This window comes from Candidatus Pantoea symbiotica (assembly GCF_056491525.1).
The window spans coordinates 1-19,054 of sequence record NZ_JBSZHR010000003.1; the positions used below are offsets into that span (position 1 = coordinate 1).

Annotated in this window: 17 protein-coding genes and 1 pseudogene; 4 read left to right on the forward strand and 14 right to left on the reverse strand. The window is 46.8% G+C overall.

What is annotated here, in order from left to right; all coding sequences use genetic code 11:
- The first annotated feature begins 314 nt into the window (after window positions 1-314).
- Window positions 315-458 (forward strand): hypothetical protein, encoded by a 144-nt coding sequence (locus tag ACXIZX_RS20615; protein WP_154183704.1) that lies wholly within the window; start codon window positions 315-317, stop codon window positions 456-458.
- A 46-nt stretch (window positions 459-504) separates the two neighbouring features.
- Here ACXIZX_RS20615 and ACXIZX_RS20620 read toward each other — a convergent pair whose 3' ends face one another.
- From ACXIZX_RS20620 to ACXIZX_RS20635, 4 genes and pseudogenes are all read right to left on the reverse strand, one after another.
- The gene (locus tag ACXIZX_RS20620; RefSeq protein WP_091003986.1) at window positions 505-1,122 is read right to left on the reverse strand and encodes a helix-turn-helix transcriptional regulator; all 618 of its coding nucleotides are present in this window, start codon (window positions 1,120-1,122) and stop codon (window positions 505-507) included.
- 106 nt (window positions 1,123-1,228) lie between these two features.
- A complete protein-coding gene (locus ACXIZX_RS20625; protein ID WP_479405382.1) occupies window positions 1,229-1,504 on the reverse strand; it encodes an Hpt domain-containing protein in 276 nt (91 codons plus the stop codon).
- A gap of 86 nt (window positions 1,505-1,590) precedes the next feature.
- Window positions 1,591-4,695: pseudogene (locus ACXIZX_RS20630) on the reverse strand (ATP-binding response regulator); the annotation flags it as partial.
- Window positions 4,695-5,318 (reverse strand): response regulator, encoded by a 624-nt coding sequence (locus ACXIZX_RS20635; RefSeq protein ID WP_101761675.1) that lies wholly within the window; start codon window positions 5,316-5,318, stop codon window positions 4,695-4,697. The gene ACXIZX_RS20635 and the pseudogene ACXIZX_RS20630, both read right to left, overlap by 1 nt.
- 208 nt (window positions 5,319-5,526) lie before the next feature.
- Here ACXIZX_RS20635 and ACXIZX_RS20640 point away from each other — a divergent pair, with 208 nt between their 5' ends.
- A complete protein-coding gene (locus ACXIZX_RS20640; RefSeq protein ID WP_091003975.1) occupies window positions 5,527-5,715 on the forward strand; it encodes a hypothetical protein in 189 nt (62 codons plus the stop codon).
- A gap of 29 nt (window positions 5,716-5,744) precedes the next feature.
- Complete coding sequence (locus ACXIZX_RS20645; protein ID WP_154183708.1) at window positions 5,745-12,749, forward strand: autotransporter outer membrane beta-barrel domain-containing protein; 7,005 nt, start codon at window positions 5,745-5,747, stop codon at window positions 12,747-12,749.
- Window positions 12,750-13,054: 305 nt separating this feature from the next.
- On the opposite strand, the gene ACXIZX_RS20650 is transcribed toward ACXIZX_RS20645, so the two are convergent.
- From ACXIZX_RS20650 to ACXIZX_RS20680, 7 genes are all read right to left on the reverse strand, one after another.
- Complete coding sequence (locus tag ACXIZX_RS20650; RefSeq protein ID WP_101761673.1) at window positions 13,055-14,176, reverse strand: phage integrase Arm DNA-binding domain-containing protein; 1,122 nt, start codon at window positions 14,174-14,176, stop codon at window positions 13,055-13,057.
- Window positions 14,160-14,402 (reverse strand): excisionase, encoded by a 243-nt coding sequence (locus tag ACXIZX_RS20655; RefSeq protein WP_101761672.1) that lies wholly within the window; start codon window positions 14,400-14,402, stop codon window positions 14,160-14,162. The genes ACXIZX_RS20650 and ACXIZX_RS20655 overlap by 17 nt, the downstream gene beginning before the upstream one ends.
- Window positions 14,403-14,565: 163 nt before the next feature.
- Window positions 14,566-14,844, reverse strand: coding sequence for a hypothetical protein (locus tag ACXIZX_RS20660; protein ID WP_154183712.1), 279 nt, complete (start codon window positions 14,842-14,844; stop codon window positions 14,566-14,568).
- The gene (locus ACXIZX_RS20665; protein WP_479404901.1) at window positions 14,834-15,052 is read right to left on the reverse strand and encodes a hypothetical protein; all 219 of its coding nucleotides are present in this window, start codon (window positions 15,050-15,052) and stop codon (window positions 14,834-14,836) included. The genes ACXIZX_RS20660 and ACXIZX_RS20665 overlap by 11 nt, the downstream gene beginning before the upstream one ends.
- A 31-nt stretch (window positions 15,053-15,083) precedes the next feature.
- Window positions 15,084-15,401 (reverse strand): hypothetical protein, encoded by a 318-nt coding sequence (locus tag ACXIZX_RS20670; protein ID WP_479404902.1) that lies wholly within the window; start codon window positions 15,399-15,401, stop codon window positions 15,084-15,086.
- Between the two features lie 74 nt (window positions 15,402-15,475).
- Window positions 15,476-15,700, reverse strand: coding sequence for a hypothetical protein (locus ACXIZX_RS20675; protein ID WP_154183716.1), 225 nt, complete (start codon window positions 15,698-15,700; stop codon window positions 15,476-15,478).
- Window positions 15,697-15,939 carry a DNA polymerase III subunit theta gene (locus tag ACXIZX_RS20680; protein ID WP_479404903.1) on the reverse strand — a complete coding sequence of 81 codons (243 nt, stop codon included), beginning with the start codon at window positions 15,937-15,939 and terminating at the stop codon, window positions 15,697-15,699. The genes ACXIZX_RS20675 and ACXIZX_RS20680 overlap by 4 nt, the downstream gene beginning before the upstream one ends.
- 54 nt (window positions 15,940-15,993) lie before the next feature.
- On the opposite strand from ACXIZX_RS20680, the gene ACXIZX_RS20685 reads away from it, so the two are divergent.
- Complete coding sequence (locus ACXIZX_RS20685) at window positions 15,994-16,674, forward strand: SOS response-associated peptidase family protein (RefSeq protein ID WP_154183720.1); 681 nt, start codon at window positions 15,994-15,996, stop codon at window positions 16,672-16,674.
- Between the two features lie 94 nt (window positions 16,675-16,768).
- Here ACXIZX_RS20685 and ACXIZX_RS20690 read toward each other — a convergent pair whose 3' ends face one another.
- From ACXIZX_RS20690 to ACXIZX_RS20700, 3 genes are all read right to left on the reverse strand, one after another.
- Window positions 16,769-17,548, reverse strand: a complete 780-nt coding sequence (locus tag ACXIZX_RS20690) for a YadA-like family protein (RefSeq protein ID WP_154183722.1) — start codon at window positions 17,546-17,548, stop codon at window positions 16,769-16,771.
- Window positions 17,549-17,885: 337 nt separating this feature from the next.
- On the reverse strand, window positions 17,886-18,617 hold the full coding sequence (locus ACXIZX_RS20695; protein ID WP_154183724.1) for a YadA-like family protein: 732 nt from the start codon (window positions 18,615-18,617) through the stop codon (window positions 17,886-17,888).
- A 116-nt stretch (window positions 18,618-18,733) separates the two neighbouring features.
- Window positions 18,734-19,042, reverse strand: coding sequence for a hypothetical protein (locus tag ACXIZX_RS20700; RefSeq protein ID WP_154183726.1), 309 nt, complete (start codon window positions 19,040-19,042; stop codon window positions 18,734-18,736).
- Between the last annotated feature and the right edge of the window lie 12 nt (window positions 19,043-19,054).

Consider the following 19,054-nt stretch of genomic DNA (forward strand, 5'->3'; position numbering starts at 1 on the left):
GCCCGACGTCAGAAATCGCTGACGACAACCCGGTAAGCCGGAGGAAGGGATTAGATTTTCAGTAAACTTCGCTCAGGACGGATTATCGCAGCATGAGTGCGGAAATGCCTGAACGCGGCCAATTACTATAAAAGTGTGAGTAAAGAAACAATTCACACAGCAGCATAGTAATCCTCCTTAGTTATCAGTGGGTGAATAAGTGAGCTGATAATAGTGGCGAAAAGCGGCACTTTCCAGTGAAAAATGCCAGAAGTGTGGCGGCACTCGCTATGACGTGCCGGGCAGGGCGCTGGCATCGATAATGAGCCTGGTCGGTGAAAATCGCCTTCAGAGGTCTTCTGCAAAACTCCAGCAAAACTCTTCTGCAAAACTGGTTAAAAAGTGAGCTGATTTTAGGCTGGGGTTTGAAGAATGAAAATCCGAATAACAAGATAATGAGTGAGGCAGAATTGAAGTAAATGCGTAATTTGCTAAAGAACTCTGTTTGTAGAAACAAGGAGCAAGTTAGGACGATTTGTTGTTCCCAAATCCCATACCAAGCAGACGTGGCGAAAGCTCGTGGGAAGTACGGCAATTTAGCTTTTGCATGATGTTTTTTCTGTGATGGCTAATTGTTTTGACGCTGAGCTGAAGCTTACCTCCTATGTCAGTCAGACTTTTGCTAGTCGCTAAAAACCGAAGCAGGCCAAACTCCCTGGCGGTCAGAGCCCCACTTTTACACTTTACGTTTAAGGAAATAATCTCCTCATCCGACCGCGAAGCGCAACTAAATATTTCACTCGCTAGGCGGTGTATATCACAACTCTTCGGAAGCACACACGCATTTGGTAGAAGAGACGTTACGTACTTTATGACGGCTTTTTCCTTGAGGTCTGTGAAAAATATAATTCGAGTTGAGGGGGATATCATACGAAGCATTACGAACAGTTCGGATATTGCCTGTATGTCACGTCCAGATGTATATAGCTCACTTATGACAATATCCGATTCAGCCGCAAGTTTTAGTACTTCATTATCCTGTGCATCAGTCATCACCGTGACTTTAATGTGCCTGTCGTTGAAATACTGGGAAATCCCAGCAGCAATCCACCTGTCGCTGTCCATAACCGTTAATGTGAACATAGCACCTCCCGTTTGCTGATAGCATTTAACGGGGTTTTCTTCTCTAGGGAAATAGGATAATGACAGCCAGGTATGTAGGAATTGTCCTGGTTTTTATATCCAATAATTACAAACGCATGAAGACGTTTTCGAATTCATCAACTGTGGCTTGTGCTTTTTCAATATGGAGGATAATTATCGATGGGTCTTCATCCATCTCTGTCAACTCTTCAAGCATTGCACACTGTTCACCCAGTTCTTTGATTCCGCTAACCCTGAGTGTCCCGGCAACCCTATGGATAATACGGCGTGCCGAAGCTAAATCTTTCTGCATTACCGCATAGCGCACTTGTTGAAGGTCTTTCCGGGTTTCACTGATCGAAAGAGTAATAAACTCTTTCACGGCTTGGGGGCTGTCGGGTAAAAAGGCGGTCAGAGCCTCAAGATCTATCCACTCGGTCAGGTCCGTAACTTTATGTGGATCGTTTAGCTCAAAAATAGCGATCGTTTCAGCCAACCGGGAAAAATCTACTGGCCTGAACAAGCAGGCATTCATTCCAGCGGTAAGGCATCGGTCTCTTTCCGTTTCCTGTGCATCCGCAGTGATACCAATGATCATTACATTCGGATCTTGCTTCCTGATGCTACGTGTCATCTCGATACCATCCATTTCCGGCATATTGCAGTCGGTAAGAATTACATCGGGTCTTTCCTTTTTCCATGCCTCAAGTCCTGACCGACCATTATCTGCAACGCTTGTTCTGTGGCCCATTAGGGCCACCTGCCGTGAAACGAGCAGGCGATTTGCTGGATGATCATCAACTACCAGAATCCGAAGCGACGAATGCAGCCTTGGTGGAATGACCGGAACCGAATCTAAAATGCTGACGGGCCTTGTTTCTACAGGAATATCAAGCGTAAAAGCAGAGCCTTTCCCGGGAACACTTTCAAGACTCAGTGTTCCGTTCATCAGCAATGTGAGTTCGCTGCTAATAGCCAGCCCCAACCCGCTCCCCCCGAAGCTGAGTGGTCTGCCTGTTCAAAGGGCATAAACATTCGCTTCTGATCATTTTCGGGTATGCCTGGACCTGAGTCCCGCACGACAATTTGCATTCTGCCCATGCTCTCAGTTGGAAGAGAAACACTTATATTTATCTCTCCCTTATGAGTGAATTTGACAGCATTACCAGTAAGATTTCCTATTATTTGTCTCAGCCGATTTCCATCAGAAAATATCTCTCTGTCATACTCTGGAAGCGTTAGGCTCAGTAGCAATCCCTTCTGGTGTGCCAGTCCACTGAAAGTCTGAACAACGGCGTGAGCGATAGTTGAGACGCGACACCAGCTGGGATGCAGCGTCACCTTTTCCGATTCGATACGTTCAATATCAAGAATGTCACCGATCAACGCCAGAAGGCTCTGGGAAGATTCGTGGGCCACGCGAATGAGTTCTGTATCTGTGCGTTTTTCCTGAACCTGCAACTCAAGCAAGCCGATTATTGCGCTAAGGGGGGTCCTTATCTCGTGACTCATTGTGGCTAGAAATCGGCTCTTTGTATGACTGGCACGTTCAGCCTCTGCCCGGGCTGTGCTTAACTGGGCCTGCATGTTGAGATAGTCAGTTACGTCCTGCCACCCCCCGATAAAACCGCCTGTTGTTCCGTCGTCTTCCTGGAAGGTTGTCATCCAGTGTCGGATTTGCCTTACGTGGCCAGATACATCTTCAAGAGCGAATTCTAACTCCTGTGGCTCATCCCCCGTCGGTGGCATTCTTATGCACTCTTTCCAGACCTCATAAAGTGGGTGTCGACTGTCAAATAATGATAAAGCCAGATATGAGGAGGGGTAATTGCTTAAATATTTTTCGAATGCCAGGTTGTTGTGGATGATTTGTCCATCTGAAGTCGCCACATAGACGGGACGAGGGGGGCCGTTTATCAGCCTGTCACGAAACAGGATTTCCTGGCGCAATAAAGCTTTAGCCCGTTGAGTGCGCTTAACCTGTCTTCGCAGAACGCCGGCCCATACTGCGGCAATAAGGATAAGCACGACGGCACCCAGAGCTCCACTGTAAAACTCACTGCGATAAATTCTCCAGGTATCGAAGCGCGCTGCAGGTGTAGCCTGCCAGTGTGTCAGTATACTGGTCACCATATCTGCTGGAACTAAACCAAGCGTCTTGTTGAGTATGCTTTGCAGCTCGGGATCAGATCTTCTTACCCCAAAGACAATTGCCGCCTCAGGTACAGCTAAATCCTGTTGTAATTTCAGCCTGTCCTGATAAAGACCCTGCTGAAGATATCGGGCACTTATAAGCGTGTTAAGTGTGGCGTCTACTTTTCCCTCAGCGACCCATTGCATAGCTAGCCCTGGATTACCGATCAAAGTAACCTTCGCCTCTGGAAAGACCTTTCTGAACCAGTCTGTGGCCTCTTGTGCGGGAATCAGGGCCGCGCTGCGGATGCCATCTAATGATTGTTTACCATTGCGGGTGACCATCACGGTGGGTGTAAACATAAAAGGGGTCGTGAGCAAGATGTCCCGGTTTCTTTCCTGACTCCATATCAGCGGCGCGGTCATGGCGGCATCTCCGCCTGCCAGAGCGGCCGGAAGCTTTGTACTGTCGCCAATGTCTGAGTAGCGAAACCGAATGCCTGTTTTTAGACTCACCAGCGAAAGTAATTCAGGTCCTATCCCAGTGTAATTCCCACCTGTACCTTTCATGAAAAAAGGGGGATTAAAACTTGAGGCCACAACAGTAACGGTGGGATGATTTTCACGCCAAGTTCGTTCATCAGATGTCAGGTTTAAAGGTTCGGAAATGAAGCGAATGAGATTGCCTTGATCCCAGCGAGAGGCAATTATCTCACCAGCCTGACTTGAACGTAGATTAAGGGTCGCTTCCTTAAGCACCTCATGCAAAACAGGCGTATGCTCCCCGGTAACGAATTTATAAGCTGTCATCGGCTGGGTAGAAAGACCATCTATATTCAGGGAATTAACGTAGTTTCGTTCTGTTACATAGTACGCTTCCCCAGCCGGCAATATGACAGACTGAATCTTTCCCTGATCGAGCGCAGCAAGCAACCTACCAGGTGTGCCACCTGAGATAGTACTTTTATCAGTGATATCGGAAAGAGCCTCGGTGCTTCGTCGCACAACTTCCATGGGATATGCTTCTGCCACATTGACGCTCATAACTGATTGATAATGGGAGGGAGGTTTATCTCCTGCGGGGCTAAATATTATGTCAGTGTCGCCCTCGTTAAGCGAGGAATAGGCCAACTCTGCACTATCAAAATGGACGATGCGAAGCGTCACGCCGAGGCTTCGAGCCAGAGTCCAGGAGAAATCAGGGATATACCCGGTAACGCGCTCTGAAGCATCAATCCTCGTCAAAGGCGGTCTGGTGGGACCATAGAGCGCGAGAGTTAATTCGCGCTTTTGTCCGAGCCATCGCCATTGATAATCTGTGAGTGTTGGAGCCGTCACTTCGGGAAGGGCGTCAGGCACATAACTGAGCTTATCGGGGGCGGAGATGCCGTCAACCGAATATAATAAAGCAGCAAATATCCAAAAACGATTTGTGCGCATCAGGAGATATTATTCCTGCGAGTAAAATCCAGTAAGTCACGCTGATTCTTCAGCCCCAGTTTATCCATAAGACGTGCTTTATAGGTACTGACGGTTTTGTTACTGATTTGCATACGTGCTGCGATGTTGAAGATCTCAACCCCCTCACCAAGATACCTCAATACTTCAAATTCTCGCCGCGACAGAAGCCGGAGTTGCTCAGATTCCGAAGCTGTGCTGGTCTTTTCATAATGCTCAGATATGCGCAAGGGAAAATAACCGTAACCAGAGAATACTACCCCTACAGCGTGAGAAAGGTCTGATAGATTATTTTGTTTACTGATGAAACCATTCGCCCCGGCTTTCATGCTGAGTTGGATATAATAGTCAGGATTTTTCCCGCTCATGACGATGACAGGAATTTTTATGCCAGCGGAGCGCAGCAAGGTAATCGCCTCGATGCCATTTATGCCAGGAAGATCAATGTCCATCACCAGCGCATCAGTATTGTGATTCTTAACCAGAGCTAATACATCTGAACCGTTACCAGTTTCTGCGACAACAACGTGGCCTTCTTTCTCAAGAAGCATACGAATGGCCAATCTGGCCAGAGGATGGTCGTCTACAACAATAAACGCAGCCATGTGAACCCTGAATGTTTGGATAATGGTTAATAATATGTTGCTAAGATAAAGGCTGCAAAAATTATTTTGTAGTCCTATCCCCTACAATATTATTCAATTTATCCCAGAGATAATTACGATAGCAAAACAATTAAGAATTAAAACATGAGAATGTAGTCCTTGGATTACACGGCGTCTCTTTGTGTCTGATATTTGCCGCGATTAAAAAATGACACAATTACTGTCAGACGTGCTCACACCTGCGCTGAGCCACAAAGACAGTGAGAAAATCATGAAGTCAATTACTAGTTTCATTGAAATTAACCAAATGCTCAGGCCCGCCGCCTGGCTTTTTGTAACTGCATTTTCCCTTGGTGCCTGGTTTATGGCTGGTGTCATCATTCAGATCATATTCTGATTTCAACCTAAAATCGCGAATCAAACATTATGAATAAGATATTTAAAGTAAAGTGGAATGCTGCCCTGCAACGTTTTGATGTCACCTCAGAATTAACCAAAGGGAAAAGCAAGTCATCTAAAAGCGGAACTAAACATTCAAGTTTTATCCTCATAAGAACAGGCGTGTTATCTCTGACTGCGCTGGCAATGGCATTTGTTATGCCGTCCCAGGCAGCGGATATAACTCTGGACGTTTTTGACTCTAAAGATGGCGGCCATGTTCAGGCCATTACTGGTAACGACAATCTGCTTTCAACAGACTGGAAGTCAATAGCCAGTGGCGATAAAGGATATAATATTCTCAAACTGTCAGTACTGGCCGGAATGGGGAAACTCTCCGGTAGTGGTGCCGGATATATTGATAGTGGTGGCTATATCGGTCTGGGACAGCAGGCCGGTTATGACTATATTGACCCGGCAACGGGTAACAGCGCTACTTTTTCTGCATATCAGAATGACCAACTGCGCATGGTCGACCTTGCGAATCAGTATTACAGCTATCATTATGCCGTAGGTGCAGACGGGCAATACGTAGACCGCAATCTGATTAAGGTTGATACAGGCTCCAGCCTGGATGTGAACGTCGGCAGTACCTCAGGCAGTGACTGGTTCAATAATAAAGATAATCAGATCACCTTGTTTATGAAAGGTAAAAACAGCACATCCTCCGTATTTCTAGCAAATGGAGGCACGCTGAATTACAAAAGCAAGACGGTAGCACACCTTGGAAATATAAACAGTTATGCCAAAAATAACACCGACCCCGCTTTGGCATTTTTGGCAGGATTCACTGGAACTTTCGATAGTGCCATTGGCGTGCAAACCGTTGAGAATATTGACGATCTGAAAAACTATAATACTGCGTTAATTCAGGCTGTAAAAGACGGATCATTATCTCCGGGATCGTATGATGCGGAATTTAAGAAAGCTTATGACTCATCAGGCGTTAAACATATTTACGTTGACGAAACAGTGCCAGATGATGATGCAACACGCTTTCTCATTGATCCAACCCGAGTAGCTTACATTTTAGGCAGTGCTGGCACTATTAATATCGATTCTGATGCATCCATTCAGGCATATAATACCGATATATCGGTTGTTAGGCTGACTAATGCGTCAACACTGAATAACTATGGCAATCTGGGGACATTTGCAAGCTCCAGTGCGGGTTCATTGGTCGTGTCTGCACGCGAGAACTCTGTAGTCAATAATTATGGGGTTATTGATGCAGGGACAAACTCTGAAATGAGTGCTTATAAGAATAACTCTGGCAATCCGATTGGCACTCCTTTTACAGGACATAATAATGCCGTTGCCGCCAGTACAGGTAGTACAATTAACAATAACGGGGTGATCAACCTTGCTCCAAGTGGAGCATACGTTTCTAACGTTGGCGTGCAATTATTCAATGACGCAGTGTTGAACAACAACGGCAACATCAATATTTCGGCAATTGAACGCAACGGAATAACAACCTATCCAACTTACAGCATGGGTGTATTGCTTGAAGACAGCGCTGCCTTCAACAACAGAGGTGAGGTTTATCTGGGACGTGAGGCGCAACGCAGTACTGGTGATACAACCACCGATATCGTAGCTGACTCGCCCAACAATCAGCTGGTGCTTGCGCGCGGAACATCAACCTTTACCAATCAGATCAACGGTACGTTGACGCTGGGCAGTAAAACACAGGGTGGATTCGGCGTAATAGTTCAAGGACCCATGGCGCGTGCAATTAATCATGGTGAAATTCTCATCAAAGGCGCAGCGGATGGTGTGGCTGGTCAGCCTCCCCTACAAAATGTTGGCATGAAAGGTTTTGCAAGTGCTGGTGCTGCAGGAGGCTCAGTGCTAAATGCAGCTGACGGTAACATAACCCTGGACGGCATTAATGCTGTAGCCATGATGGCGAGCTCTGTCAGCACGGACAGTGGAACAACCACAGTACGCAACGACGGATTAATTAACATTCTTCAAGGAATTGATGCCATTACTAAAACCGCAAACTACGGTCTGTGGGCCGACGGCGCACGCGCTGTAGCCATCAATGCCGGTACCATTGAGCTTAAGGGGGATGGTGCCATCGGTGCCCATGCGCGTAATGGCGGGACCATTGAAGTAGACAATGCGGGCGTAATTAATTTTGATGGCATCAATCAGACCGGTTACTACGTACTGGGTGCGGGTTCGAAAGTGGTCGATAACAGCACCGGTACGCAAAATGTGACTACGGAAGGATCGACGCTGTATCGTATTGATGGTGGCGCAACCTTTGATGGCACCGGTAGCTCATCTGCTGTGGAAAGCAGCGGTAAAAATTCGACAGCTCTGCTTGTAACCAGCAACACCCAGGCAAGTGAGCTTAACACCGGCAACATGACCATAACCGCCAGCGGTGATGGCGCAACGGGTATTAAGGTGATGGGCAATGCCCAGGGCACGCTGGCTAAGGAGACCACCCTTTCAATCAGTGGTGCCAGCAGCACGGCAGGAATTGTAGACGGCAGCTATGCAGATATTACCGGTAATGGCGATCCCGCTTATCGCGGCAATGCGAGGCTGACCAGCTATGCGACGCTCGATGGCAGCGTAGCCACAGCGCCGAATGCCATCGGCTACATTGCCCGCAATGGCGGCACTCTGGATCATCGTGGTGATATAAACTTCACCACGGCGAATACCACGGGCGTCCTTGTAAACGGCGGCACGCTGGTGAACAGCGGCGATATTAAGGTTAATGGCATCGCGGTTGATATTCAGGGGGCTACTTCAACCATTTCTAATACCGGTAATATTGAAGCCTCAGATGGCGAAGCTGCGATTAAAGTGGGTAACGGTGCGAATCTTGCCCTTAATGGCCAGGGTGTGGTGAAAGCCAGCGGCAGCGCTCATGGCATTCTGCTTGACACCGGTGCCAGCGGCCTGACAGTGAAAGATGCCAGCATTGAGATGAATCCGGTAGGCAATGGTAATGCTATCGAAAACAAAGCAGAAATTGCGGGCATCAAACTTGATAATACGCAGATAACCGTTGATAACGGGGCTGGCGTGCGCACTGCTGCCAGCATGGCGAGTGAAAACAGTGGAAAGATTACCGTCAACGGTAGCGGATCCGGCTTATTGATCCAGAATGCTGATGGTTCAACAGCTTCCAGCGCCCTTGATATGTCAAACTCACGTAACCTGATAATTGATGTCAACCATGCGGACGGCAGCGGTATCGTCACAAATATCAAAGGGGACGTGAAATCAGGTGCCAGTGTCAACATCAATGACGCTGCTGGCGGACCTGCTCTGAAAGTTGGCGGAACGAGTGCAGTGGTAGAGCAGAGCGGACGTCTGGTGTCGAATTCAACAACCAACCCGGTAGTCGATGTTAATAACGATTACGTGGGGAGTTTCATTAACCGTGGGGACATTATCGCCAACTCAGCTGCACAGGTTGCGCTGGAAATTACCAGCGGTCTTTCAGGCGTTCACTTTGTGAATGCTCAGGGCGGTAACATAGTCGGTCATGTAAATCTGACTACCGCACACGACCACACTGTAGATTTACAGCATGGCAGTACCGCTACAGATATCACCAGCTCAAGCGGTGATGACAGCTATAATCTGGTCAACATTGATGCCACTGACGGCAATTTGTTTGAATCTCTGGATGCGGGTGCGGGCGATGACACACTCAATCTGCGTAACAGTGAGCTGACTCTGGCGCAATCTGGAAAAACAATTACAGGTTTTGAACAGGTTAACCTTGAGAACAGCTCTACCCTGACGCTGGATAATATTCTGCTGCCCTTAGGCGACTCTGCAGATAACGCCGCAGGTACCGGTTTCAATATTGCTCACGGCAGCACCCTGGTACTGAAACAAAACGCTGACACGCTATTTGACAGTAATATCAGTGGCGCGGGCATGATTGCGGCCAGTACGGCGGGTAACACTTTTGAGTTTACTGTCAACAATGCCAGCAACACCTTTACTGGTACGTTAGCGCTTACCGACAGCACATTTGCTCTAGATGGACTGAATACCCAAGCTCTCACTCACGCAACCCTGCTTGCAGGTACCGATAGCCGCGTCACCGTTGCCGACGGCGTGCAGCAAATCGGCGGCCTGAACTTTGACGGTGGCACTGTAGTATTCGATACCGGTACTCCAGGCGATACCGTGGCTAAAGGCGTGGTGCAAACCTCCGGGTTAATGGATATCAGTGGGCGCGGTACGGTAGAAATTAATCCGGGTTCGGTCACCAACCACCATGTGCTGCCACCACAGACCGTTTCATTACTGGAGCAGGATGAAGGTGATCAGGGCATCAAGCTGGCAGGTAGCGCGATTCCGGTGCAAGGCTCCGGCGGAAACCTGGAGCTGCGGGATACCAGCGGCAACCTGATTACCGATCAGTTAAATACCAACGTGCTGCAGGATGGCAATGTGGTGGCCAATGCCACTTATGACTATCGCCTGACCAGCGGGCACGCCGATGACGGACTGTATGTGACTTATGGCCTGACGCAACTTGACCTGCTGACTCAGGGCAATGATGCTCTGGTGCTTAATGCATATGGTAAAAAAGGTAATGCTGCGGATATGAGCGCGAAGCTAACTGGTATCGGCGATTTGGCGATTGATACCGGTACAGGCCAAACCGTCTCTCTGTCCAATATGGATAACAGCTATAGCGGTAAAACGGATGTTCGCAGCGGTAACCTGCAGATGAATAATGACAACGTATTGGGTCAGACTTCAGAGCTTGCGCTGGCGGCCAATACTGGCTTTGACATGAATGGCTACAGCCAGACTATTGGTGCGTTAAACACAGCGGCAGGATCGGTGGCGCACCTCAACGGCGGCACGCTGAGCATCACCCACGGCGGTTCGGTTAACGGCAACCTGCAGGGTAGTGGTGCGCTGAATGTAAATGGTGAGACGTTAACAATCAATGGCAGCAACGCTGGGCTTACTGCAACGACTTCAATTGCTTCTGGTGCTGACGTGCAGTTGAACAACACCATCGGCTTGGGCAGCGGTAATATCGTCAACGAAGGTTTATTAGCATTAAAAAATGCGGCTGGCGCGTTGTTTAACAGCCTGAGCGGTTCAGGTGAAACCAATATCGCGCAGAACAGTGATGTTGTCTTGATGGGTGATAACGATGAATTCGCAGGTAAATTCAGTATTGAAAATGGCTCCGTGTTGACGGCATCAACTCAATCGAGCCTTGGCTCAGCTGAAGTCTCCAATGAGGGATCGTTAAATCTTGCCAGTAGTCAAAGCTGGTTGCTGGACAATACCATTATCGGCAGCGGTGAGTTAAACCAGAATGGTTCAGGTGTGGTAACGCTTAGCCAGCAGGCAGCGCAGTACGCTGGTGATACGCAAGTAAATGCGGGCGGGTTGCAGCTTGGTAGCGCAGATAATAACGTCACGCTCGCTTCAGCCAACCTGAACATTGCCAGAGGGGCAGTTGCTGGTGGCTTTGGTGGTACATCAGGCAATGTTAGCAATAGCGGTACGCTGCAGTTAGGTGAAATCAACCCCGTCACGAATGCAATTAAAGAGGCAATGCGTTTCAACGTCGGCGGCAATCTTGCCAACAGCGGAAACATAATTGTAGGTGGTGCAGGCGCAGCGGTAGGCAATCAGTTGCATATTGAAGGCAATTACAGTGGTCATGACGGTCACGTTACCCTGAACACCGCCTTAGGCGATGATAATTCGGTCACCGATAAAATTATAATTGCTGGTGATACCAGTGGTACAACCCACGTAAGCGTCAATAATGCCGGCGGGAGTGGTGCCAAAACTATCAACGGTATTGAAGTTATCAGTGTCGGTGGAATATCAGATGGTGAGTTTGTGAAGGAGGGCCGTATCGTCGCTGGAGCCTATGATTACAATCTGGTACGTGGCGAAAGCGCCAACAGAAACAATTGGTATCTGACAAATGTGCTTAATGGTGTGGTTGACCCTGGTGAAGGTGGCGGGGATGGCAATAAAGATGAAATCATCAAGATTTATCGCCCGGAGTCTGCCGCCTACTCAGCGAATATGGCTGCAGCAAATAACCTGTTCAATACGCGGTTGCATGATCGTTTGGGTGAGACCCATTATGTTGATGCGCTGACAGGCGAAGAGAAAGTGACCAGCATGTGGCTGCGTAACGTCGGTGGACATACCCGCTCCAGTGACAGTAGCGGTCAGATGAAAACTCAGGCAAATCGCTATGTGATGCAGATGGGCGGTGATATTGCGCAATGGACAACGGATGGTGCCAACCGTTATCACCTCGGTGTGATGGCCGGTTATGCCAACCAGCAGAGTAACAGCCGTAACCATCTTTCTGGTCAGAAAGCGGATGGCAGCATCAATGGTTACAGCACAGGTATCTACGCGACCTGGTTACAGGACAACGAAGAGAAATCCGGTGCTTACATTGACAGCTGGGCGCAGTACAGCTGGTTTGATAACACCGTGAAAGGAGATTCACTGGCGGCGGAGTCTTACAAATCGAAAGGGATTACCGCGTCGCTTGAGGCCGGATATACCTGGAAAATTGGCGAGAAGAACGAGCGTGAAAGCTACTTCGTGCAGCCTCAGGCGCAGATCACCTGGATGGGCGTGCAGGCGGATGAGATTCGCGAGCAGAATGGCACTCGCGTGAAAGGAACCGGTGATGGCAACATTCAAACCCGCTTAGGTGCGCGTGCCTTTATCAAAGGCCACAGCTCAATTGATGATGGCAAAGATCGCGTATTCCAGCCATTTATTGAGGCTAACTGGATCCATAATACAAAGGAATTTGGCAGCGAACTAAACGGCGTAAAAGTCACCCAAAAAGGCACGCGCAATCTGGGCGAGTTGAAAGTAGGGGTTGAGGGCCAGATCACCAAAAATATTAACCTGTGGGGCAATATCGGCCAGCAGATGGGTGATAAAGGATACTCCGATACAAGTGCCTTATTTGGGGTTAAGGTCAATTTCTGATTTAAAAATCCATAATCTTGTGGGGATTTAGGTGTAAGTGCTGGTTACTAAGGTAACCAGCACTTTTTTTTTATTTTCCTGAGCATCTTATCCGCATCTTTCGCATGGAATCCGAAAGGTCGCAATCCAGTGTAAACTTTAACTGCCATAGTTCTTGTTACCCTTTCGAGAGAAAAACATGACATTAGCTTTTTAACTAATATACAACTGCTCACTTAAATCATTTATATGCTTAAGATAGCTGCGAACATATGATGTTCACACATGGCTGACATCCGTTTAAATATTTGCGCAACTAATTTGAGTCAAAAGATCAACTTCTTCCATTCACTGCTTCGCTCATCGTTATATTTGTCTGTCATTGCCTGATTTGAGTGCCCCAGAAGTGTTTGCGTATCGATGCCCTGAGCTCTGTAAAGCCGCTCAGACAGAGAGCGCTGCTCATGGAAAGAGGGGGCCTGGCCTTCCTCCCATAACAATCCTGATGCTTCTCTTGCCAGACGAAAATTATCTCGCAAAGAGTGCGGTTTAACTTGTTCGCCTCTTTTAGAGGGGCCTTTATCATCGCGATGATGAAGCAGGTAGGGGCTCAGAATTCTGTCACGACATTGCCCGATGATTTCGCGCAAGCTGATACCTAGCGCATTGCAGTGTAGTGAAAGTGGCAGTGCTATGCGTGCGCCTGTTTTCTGCTGAACGATATGCAGATGATCATCCCACACATCGGAAAACCGCATTTTCGAAATATCACTAATGCGCTGCCCTGAAACTACAGCAAGCAACATGGCGCGTTGCATATACCGGGGTTTTTCTGCATGGGCATAAATCTTTTTCCACGTAGGCAAATCAAGTCTGGCTCTCATGACTTTTGCCCTGGGTGTACGGGTCGAAAGCGCTGGGTTAAAGCCCGGGCTGACTTCACCTGCGCGTTGCGCCTCCTTAAAGAAATCAATACAAATCGTTCTTACAAGAAGCGCCATACTGTTTTTATTTCGTTCGAGGTAAGGCTCCATCAAGGCGTTGATGTCTTTCACTGTGACTTGATCAAGAGGCTTCATACCGATTTCTGGCACCAGAATGTCGAGCACCAGTTTCTTCTGCTGAATCGTCTTCGTTTTTAACTCGCCTGACTTAACGCGTCGTGTTTGCAACTGAAGATATTTTTCTGACCAGCCTGAAGTCGTTATTGACGTGTTGAGGCTTTCCGCCAGTTTATTCCTCGCTTTGATGAGATGACGCATCTGATTCTCAGATAATCTGGAGTTAGCTTCAATTGCGACGGCTTTTGCTTCCGCTTCATCGGTGCCTAAACCATGAAATTTACCTGTGACCGGATGCTTATATCGCCAGTAAACGCGTTTTGTTCTGGCATCAGTAAAACAGGACAGATTAGGGATGATGACATTATATTTACGTGGTCTGGCCATCCTCTAATATCCTTTTCAATCTCACGTTATCACTTTGCCTGATTTCAGGACTGGACTGTGCACCGATGAATCGCGCAGAGCGTTCAACGCGCCAGATATTCCCAACTTTTACCGGAGGCGGAAATATCATTCCATTCCTGGCATATTTGCTGAGTGTAGCGGAGCCCGGAATCGGATTGCCGAATTCCTCTTCCGCCCAGGTAGATAACTTAATCATGCGAGACATTATATTCTCCGGTTAAAAATTTAATCGGTTACCACGAAGTGGAAGAGTCATTTCTTAAAAGTATCTATCAGGAAAAATATTCTGAAAAATGATGTCTGTTTTTAAGCGTTCATAAATGAAAATTCGCACGCAAGGCGCGATAATAATTATCGATGTTGATTGACTACCCGGATTTCAGTGCTTCTTTCTCGGCTTTCGTGGCGAGGCGGGAGTAGCCCATACGACTGCGAATCAGTGCCGGCTCCTTTTTCTTCCATTTTGCTACATCACGCTCCCGATATTTAAGGGGTGCATTCCCATTAACCGAGGCGATAACGTGTTTCTCATGTACCTCCTTCACGCTGACCCGCCAAACAGAGAGTGTGCTGATGGTTGTATTACCCATCTTATGCCGATACAGCTGCCAGGCCGTATCACCAGGTTTCAGGGAACTAATTTTCATTTGCTCTCCTGTGCTTAATTGCGCGAAGTTCCTTCTCATGATCGCTGCGGCATTCGGTGTCACAATAATGGCCCTTGTCGACTGGCTCATCACACCAGAGGCATTTACCGGTGAACGGTGCCGTGACACGCGGCCGGTAAGCCAGCGCTAATTCAATCATCTGAAGCTCAAGTTCTGATGCTGCATCTATCGGATCTGGATGTGTCATTTCGATTTCCTGTAGGCAATAAAAAACCGCCTCATTGGGCGGTTTTTGCGGTTTTACTGGCTTCATACTTTCTTCGTATTTCAATCATCCTGATGTAAAAGTCATACAACTCTTTGCGCATGCTGTTTTTCATGTCATCAGGTAGCGGCTCTTGCAATTTCATCCATTGATCAAGTTCAGGTTTGCACTGTACGTAGGCATCATCCACAACTTTCTTAGCGGGTATGGATGAATTAATGAAGGGAATTGTATGGTCATTCAAACAACGAGTTTCTGGCGTTCCGAATGCTTTGTCGTCCGCTGCCGCAGACATCGAGAGAAATGCTCCCGTAAATAAAATCCATTTCACAGCTTATTTTTCATCCTTCATATATACCGGGTCCGATCCCCGTGGAAATTTCATCGACTCCTGCCGGTAAAACTTTAGCCTTCACTCATGAAAGCTAACCATTCTGCCCAGCAGTTTTCTGGGTCGATATCCCTGTAGCCACGACTCTCTGACATACTCAAAGGCGCTTCAGCGTCCACGTAAATGGCGGTGGCGTTATCCCTGATATCTAATACCTCCAACTCAGTTAGAGGCGAGCCTTTCTCATCCGCTTTAGATAGCAGCAAGGCAATAAGTGAAGGTACAAAGACGATCGTCATTTATCCGCATCCTTCTGATAAACCGGGTCACTGCCACGCGGAAACTGTAGCGCGGCATTCCTGTAATGCTGCAGGCGCTCTTTGAAGTAAGCACGCAAACCTGCAGGTTGCTGCATTTCTGCTTCATGTGGAACGACGGGCATATTCATGCGCTCTTTATATGCAACGCCAGACGCGGCTAAATCAACGTTGATACGATCGCGTTCTACTCTGCTGCGTGTTGCCAGGTTTTGATACATGCAGTTGTCCTCCTCACTTGATTATACCGCGCTATTCTTAAAAAGGAGGTGCCTATGTGTGGTCGATTTGCGCAGTACAGCAGCAGAGATGAATACTTTAAATCGCTCGGCCTGAAGGCTGACGAAATCCAGTATGACCCGGAACCGATAGGGCGGTTTAACGTCGCTCCCGGCACTAAGGTGCTGTTGCTTAATGAACGTGACGAAGAGCTGCATCTCGATCCGGTCTACTGGGGCTATGGACCAGAGTGGTGGGATAAACAACCGCTCATCAATGCACGCGGCGAAACCGCAGCTACCGGCCGTATGTTTAAACCCCTCTGGAATAACGGCCGGGCCATTGTGCCGGCTGACGGCTGGTACGAATGGAAAAAGGACGGCAGCAATAAGCAGCCATATTTCATCTACCACAAAAAGAAAACGCCGCTGTTTTTTGCTGCCATCGGTAAAGCGCCATATAGCAAAGTTCACGATAAAGAGGGCTTTGTCATCGTCACGTCACCCAGCAACAGGGGCATGGTCGATATTCACGATCGGCGCCCGCTAGTGCTTACTACTGATGCTGTTCGTGAATGGCTCAGTCAAGAAACTACACCCAAGCGCGCGCAGGAGATTGCTGCCGATGCCGCAGTGCCGGAGAAGGATTTCTCCTGGCATCCGGTTAGCAAAAAAGTTGGGAATATCCATAATCAGGGAGATGAGCTATTGGAAGAGATAGATGATCCCGTGGCGTGATTGTGCGGATTATTAAAGCAGCATACAGCCTGTATGTAGAATCGAGCTCTGACGAATTCTGTCGAGCATCTCTATGACTTGAGCTTGATACTTACTACCAGCCAAAAGATATGCCTGCCGCGACGCCAATGCTTTTATTGCTGTCATAACTCATATAAGCGCTGCTCCTGATTTGTTCACTCAGTCTGAATTGTGATCCGAATGATACTGCCCCCTGGCCACCATAAGATCCCGCCCCAAAACCAAAACTAAAACGTTTGCCCTCAACGAAAGGTATGGCCGACATTGACATAGCGGAACTCACACCAGCCATTGCTTTGTGATGGTAGTAACCGATGCGTTTATCCATAGCAGCAAATTTATGTTCGGTCTTCGTTTCGAACCGTTGTTGATTGAAGTCGAGTTGATTAATTTTCGTAGTATTTTCTGATATCAGGCTTTTTACATCCGATATATTTCTGTTATTTTTGATAATGTCGGCTGTGTTAACGAGAATTCTCTTTTTGTTTTCTTTTGTTTTCATTTCATTAATGATTGTGTTTCTTTCGTTATTGTCGATCAGCTGTTGATGTTTTTCAATATTTTCCTTATTGGTGTCAATGGCATTTGTGTTCTTCTTGATTTTTTCTTTGTATTCGTCGATTTGTTGCTTGTTGAAATTTATTTTTACGTCCTGATCATTAACTTTCAATTCCAGAGAGTTAATCTTAATGCCATCAGTGAAAATTTGGTCACGGTTGTGTTCGATATCCTCTTTCATACTACTGACATCTGTCTTGTGTTTACCGGGATGGAAAATTCTCACATTGGCGTGTGCTGGTTGAAAAATGAACATGGTTGTTGTTAAAACCATTAGTGATTGATTTAGTTTCATAATGATTTTCTTCTGTTAGTTAGGGGCGTGGAGAAGAGGGGGGAGTAAAAATTTGCGATGTTTTTCGCTATCAGATTTCTGGCTGATCGGCTAAAAAATAAATTGTGTGATGGTGAATTGATTTATTATGGTTGTTTATTGAAAAGTAATTATGGGGCTCGATTACAGCTTCGACCTTTTTTAGTAGGGTTAAAAACATGGCTGTCAATTTTGTTTTTTTTATTTTCACTCCCCTTTATATTTTTCAAGCCAAAGGCCTCATTACAGGATGAGGCCTTTGGCTTGAAAATGTCTCAGGGAAATGTGTTCCTGAAGGACTGCTGATTTATGTCTCCGTTTACCAGCCAATCGATATCCCGGCGGCAATGCCCAGATTCCTGTTACTGTCATAACTCAGATAGGTGCTACTTCTCATAATCTCGGTCATTTGGAATTGAGAACCAATAGCCAGTGAACCCTGGCCACCATAAGAGCCAGATCCCACTCCAACGCTGACATCCTTGCCATTAACGAAAGGTATGGCATTCATTGCCATTGCAGCACTGATGCCAGCCATAGCCTTTTTATGATTTTTTGCGACAGTTTTATCAATCTTCTGAAATCTGTTGTTTGTAAGTTGCCTGAACTCATCAATCTCGCCAGTCAACTGATTAAGTGAATTTGAATTGTTTTGAGTTTCTCTATGAACTTCTTCAATTTTAACTTTGTTGTTCAATAACCCTTTCTTGTTGATCAATATTCCTTTCTTGTTGTTCAGGATTTCTTTTTTGTTTTGTTCGTTAGAGGCCTTGTTTTTGAATGTGTCATCTTTGATCGATTTTATATCTGAGCTATTTTTATTAATATCTTCCTTGTTTCCCTTGATATCATTCTTTATAACAGGGAGTTGTTCATTGTGATTAAGTACATCTGAATGAGTCTTAATGATGGTTTTCTGTAAGCCTATAAACTGCTTTTTGAGGTCGGCGAGATCTTCAAAGCAACTGTTAGCAATGCAAAAGCTTGCGTAAGAAGGTGCAGGTGAATTTATAAAGGCAAGAAGCAAGGTGATGAATATTCGGTTTTTCATTTTTATCTCTTTAGCGAGTTAATGTGTTAATCCATGGTTCTTATATGGAGATCATGAATAGAGGCGGGCTAAATGTGAATGATTAAAAATCAGGTAAAAAGTAATGCCCTGGTTAATCAATCTTCTTTTTCCGATAGCGGTGTGAGCAGAAGGTGCCGGAACACCCCTGTACACATATCTACTCTGGCAGTTGCAAATAAAGGACTGATATAGTCGTTTCCATCACCGTGCATGTCGAGATGTTCTATCGCAGCCTGATGCGTTGTAAAAATAAAATCCTCTTCATTCCTTACGTGCCTGACCATCCAGGCATCGGGAGATAATGTTAAAGAGAGCTTCGCAAGAACATATACAATTTGTTCTCCAGGTGGAGATGACGCATGACTGAGATGGTCATCAATATAACGAAGGATTTTTTTATTCATTTTTATTGCCTC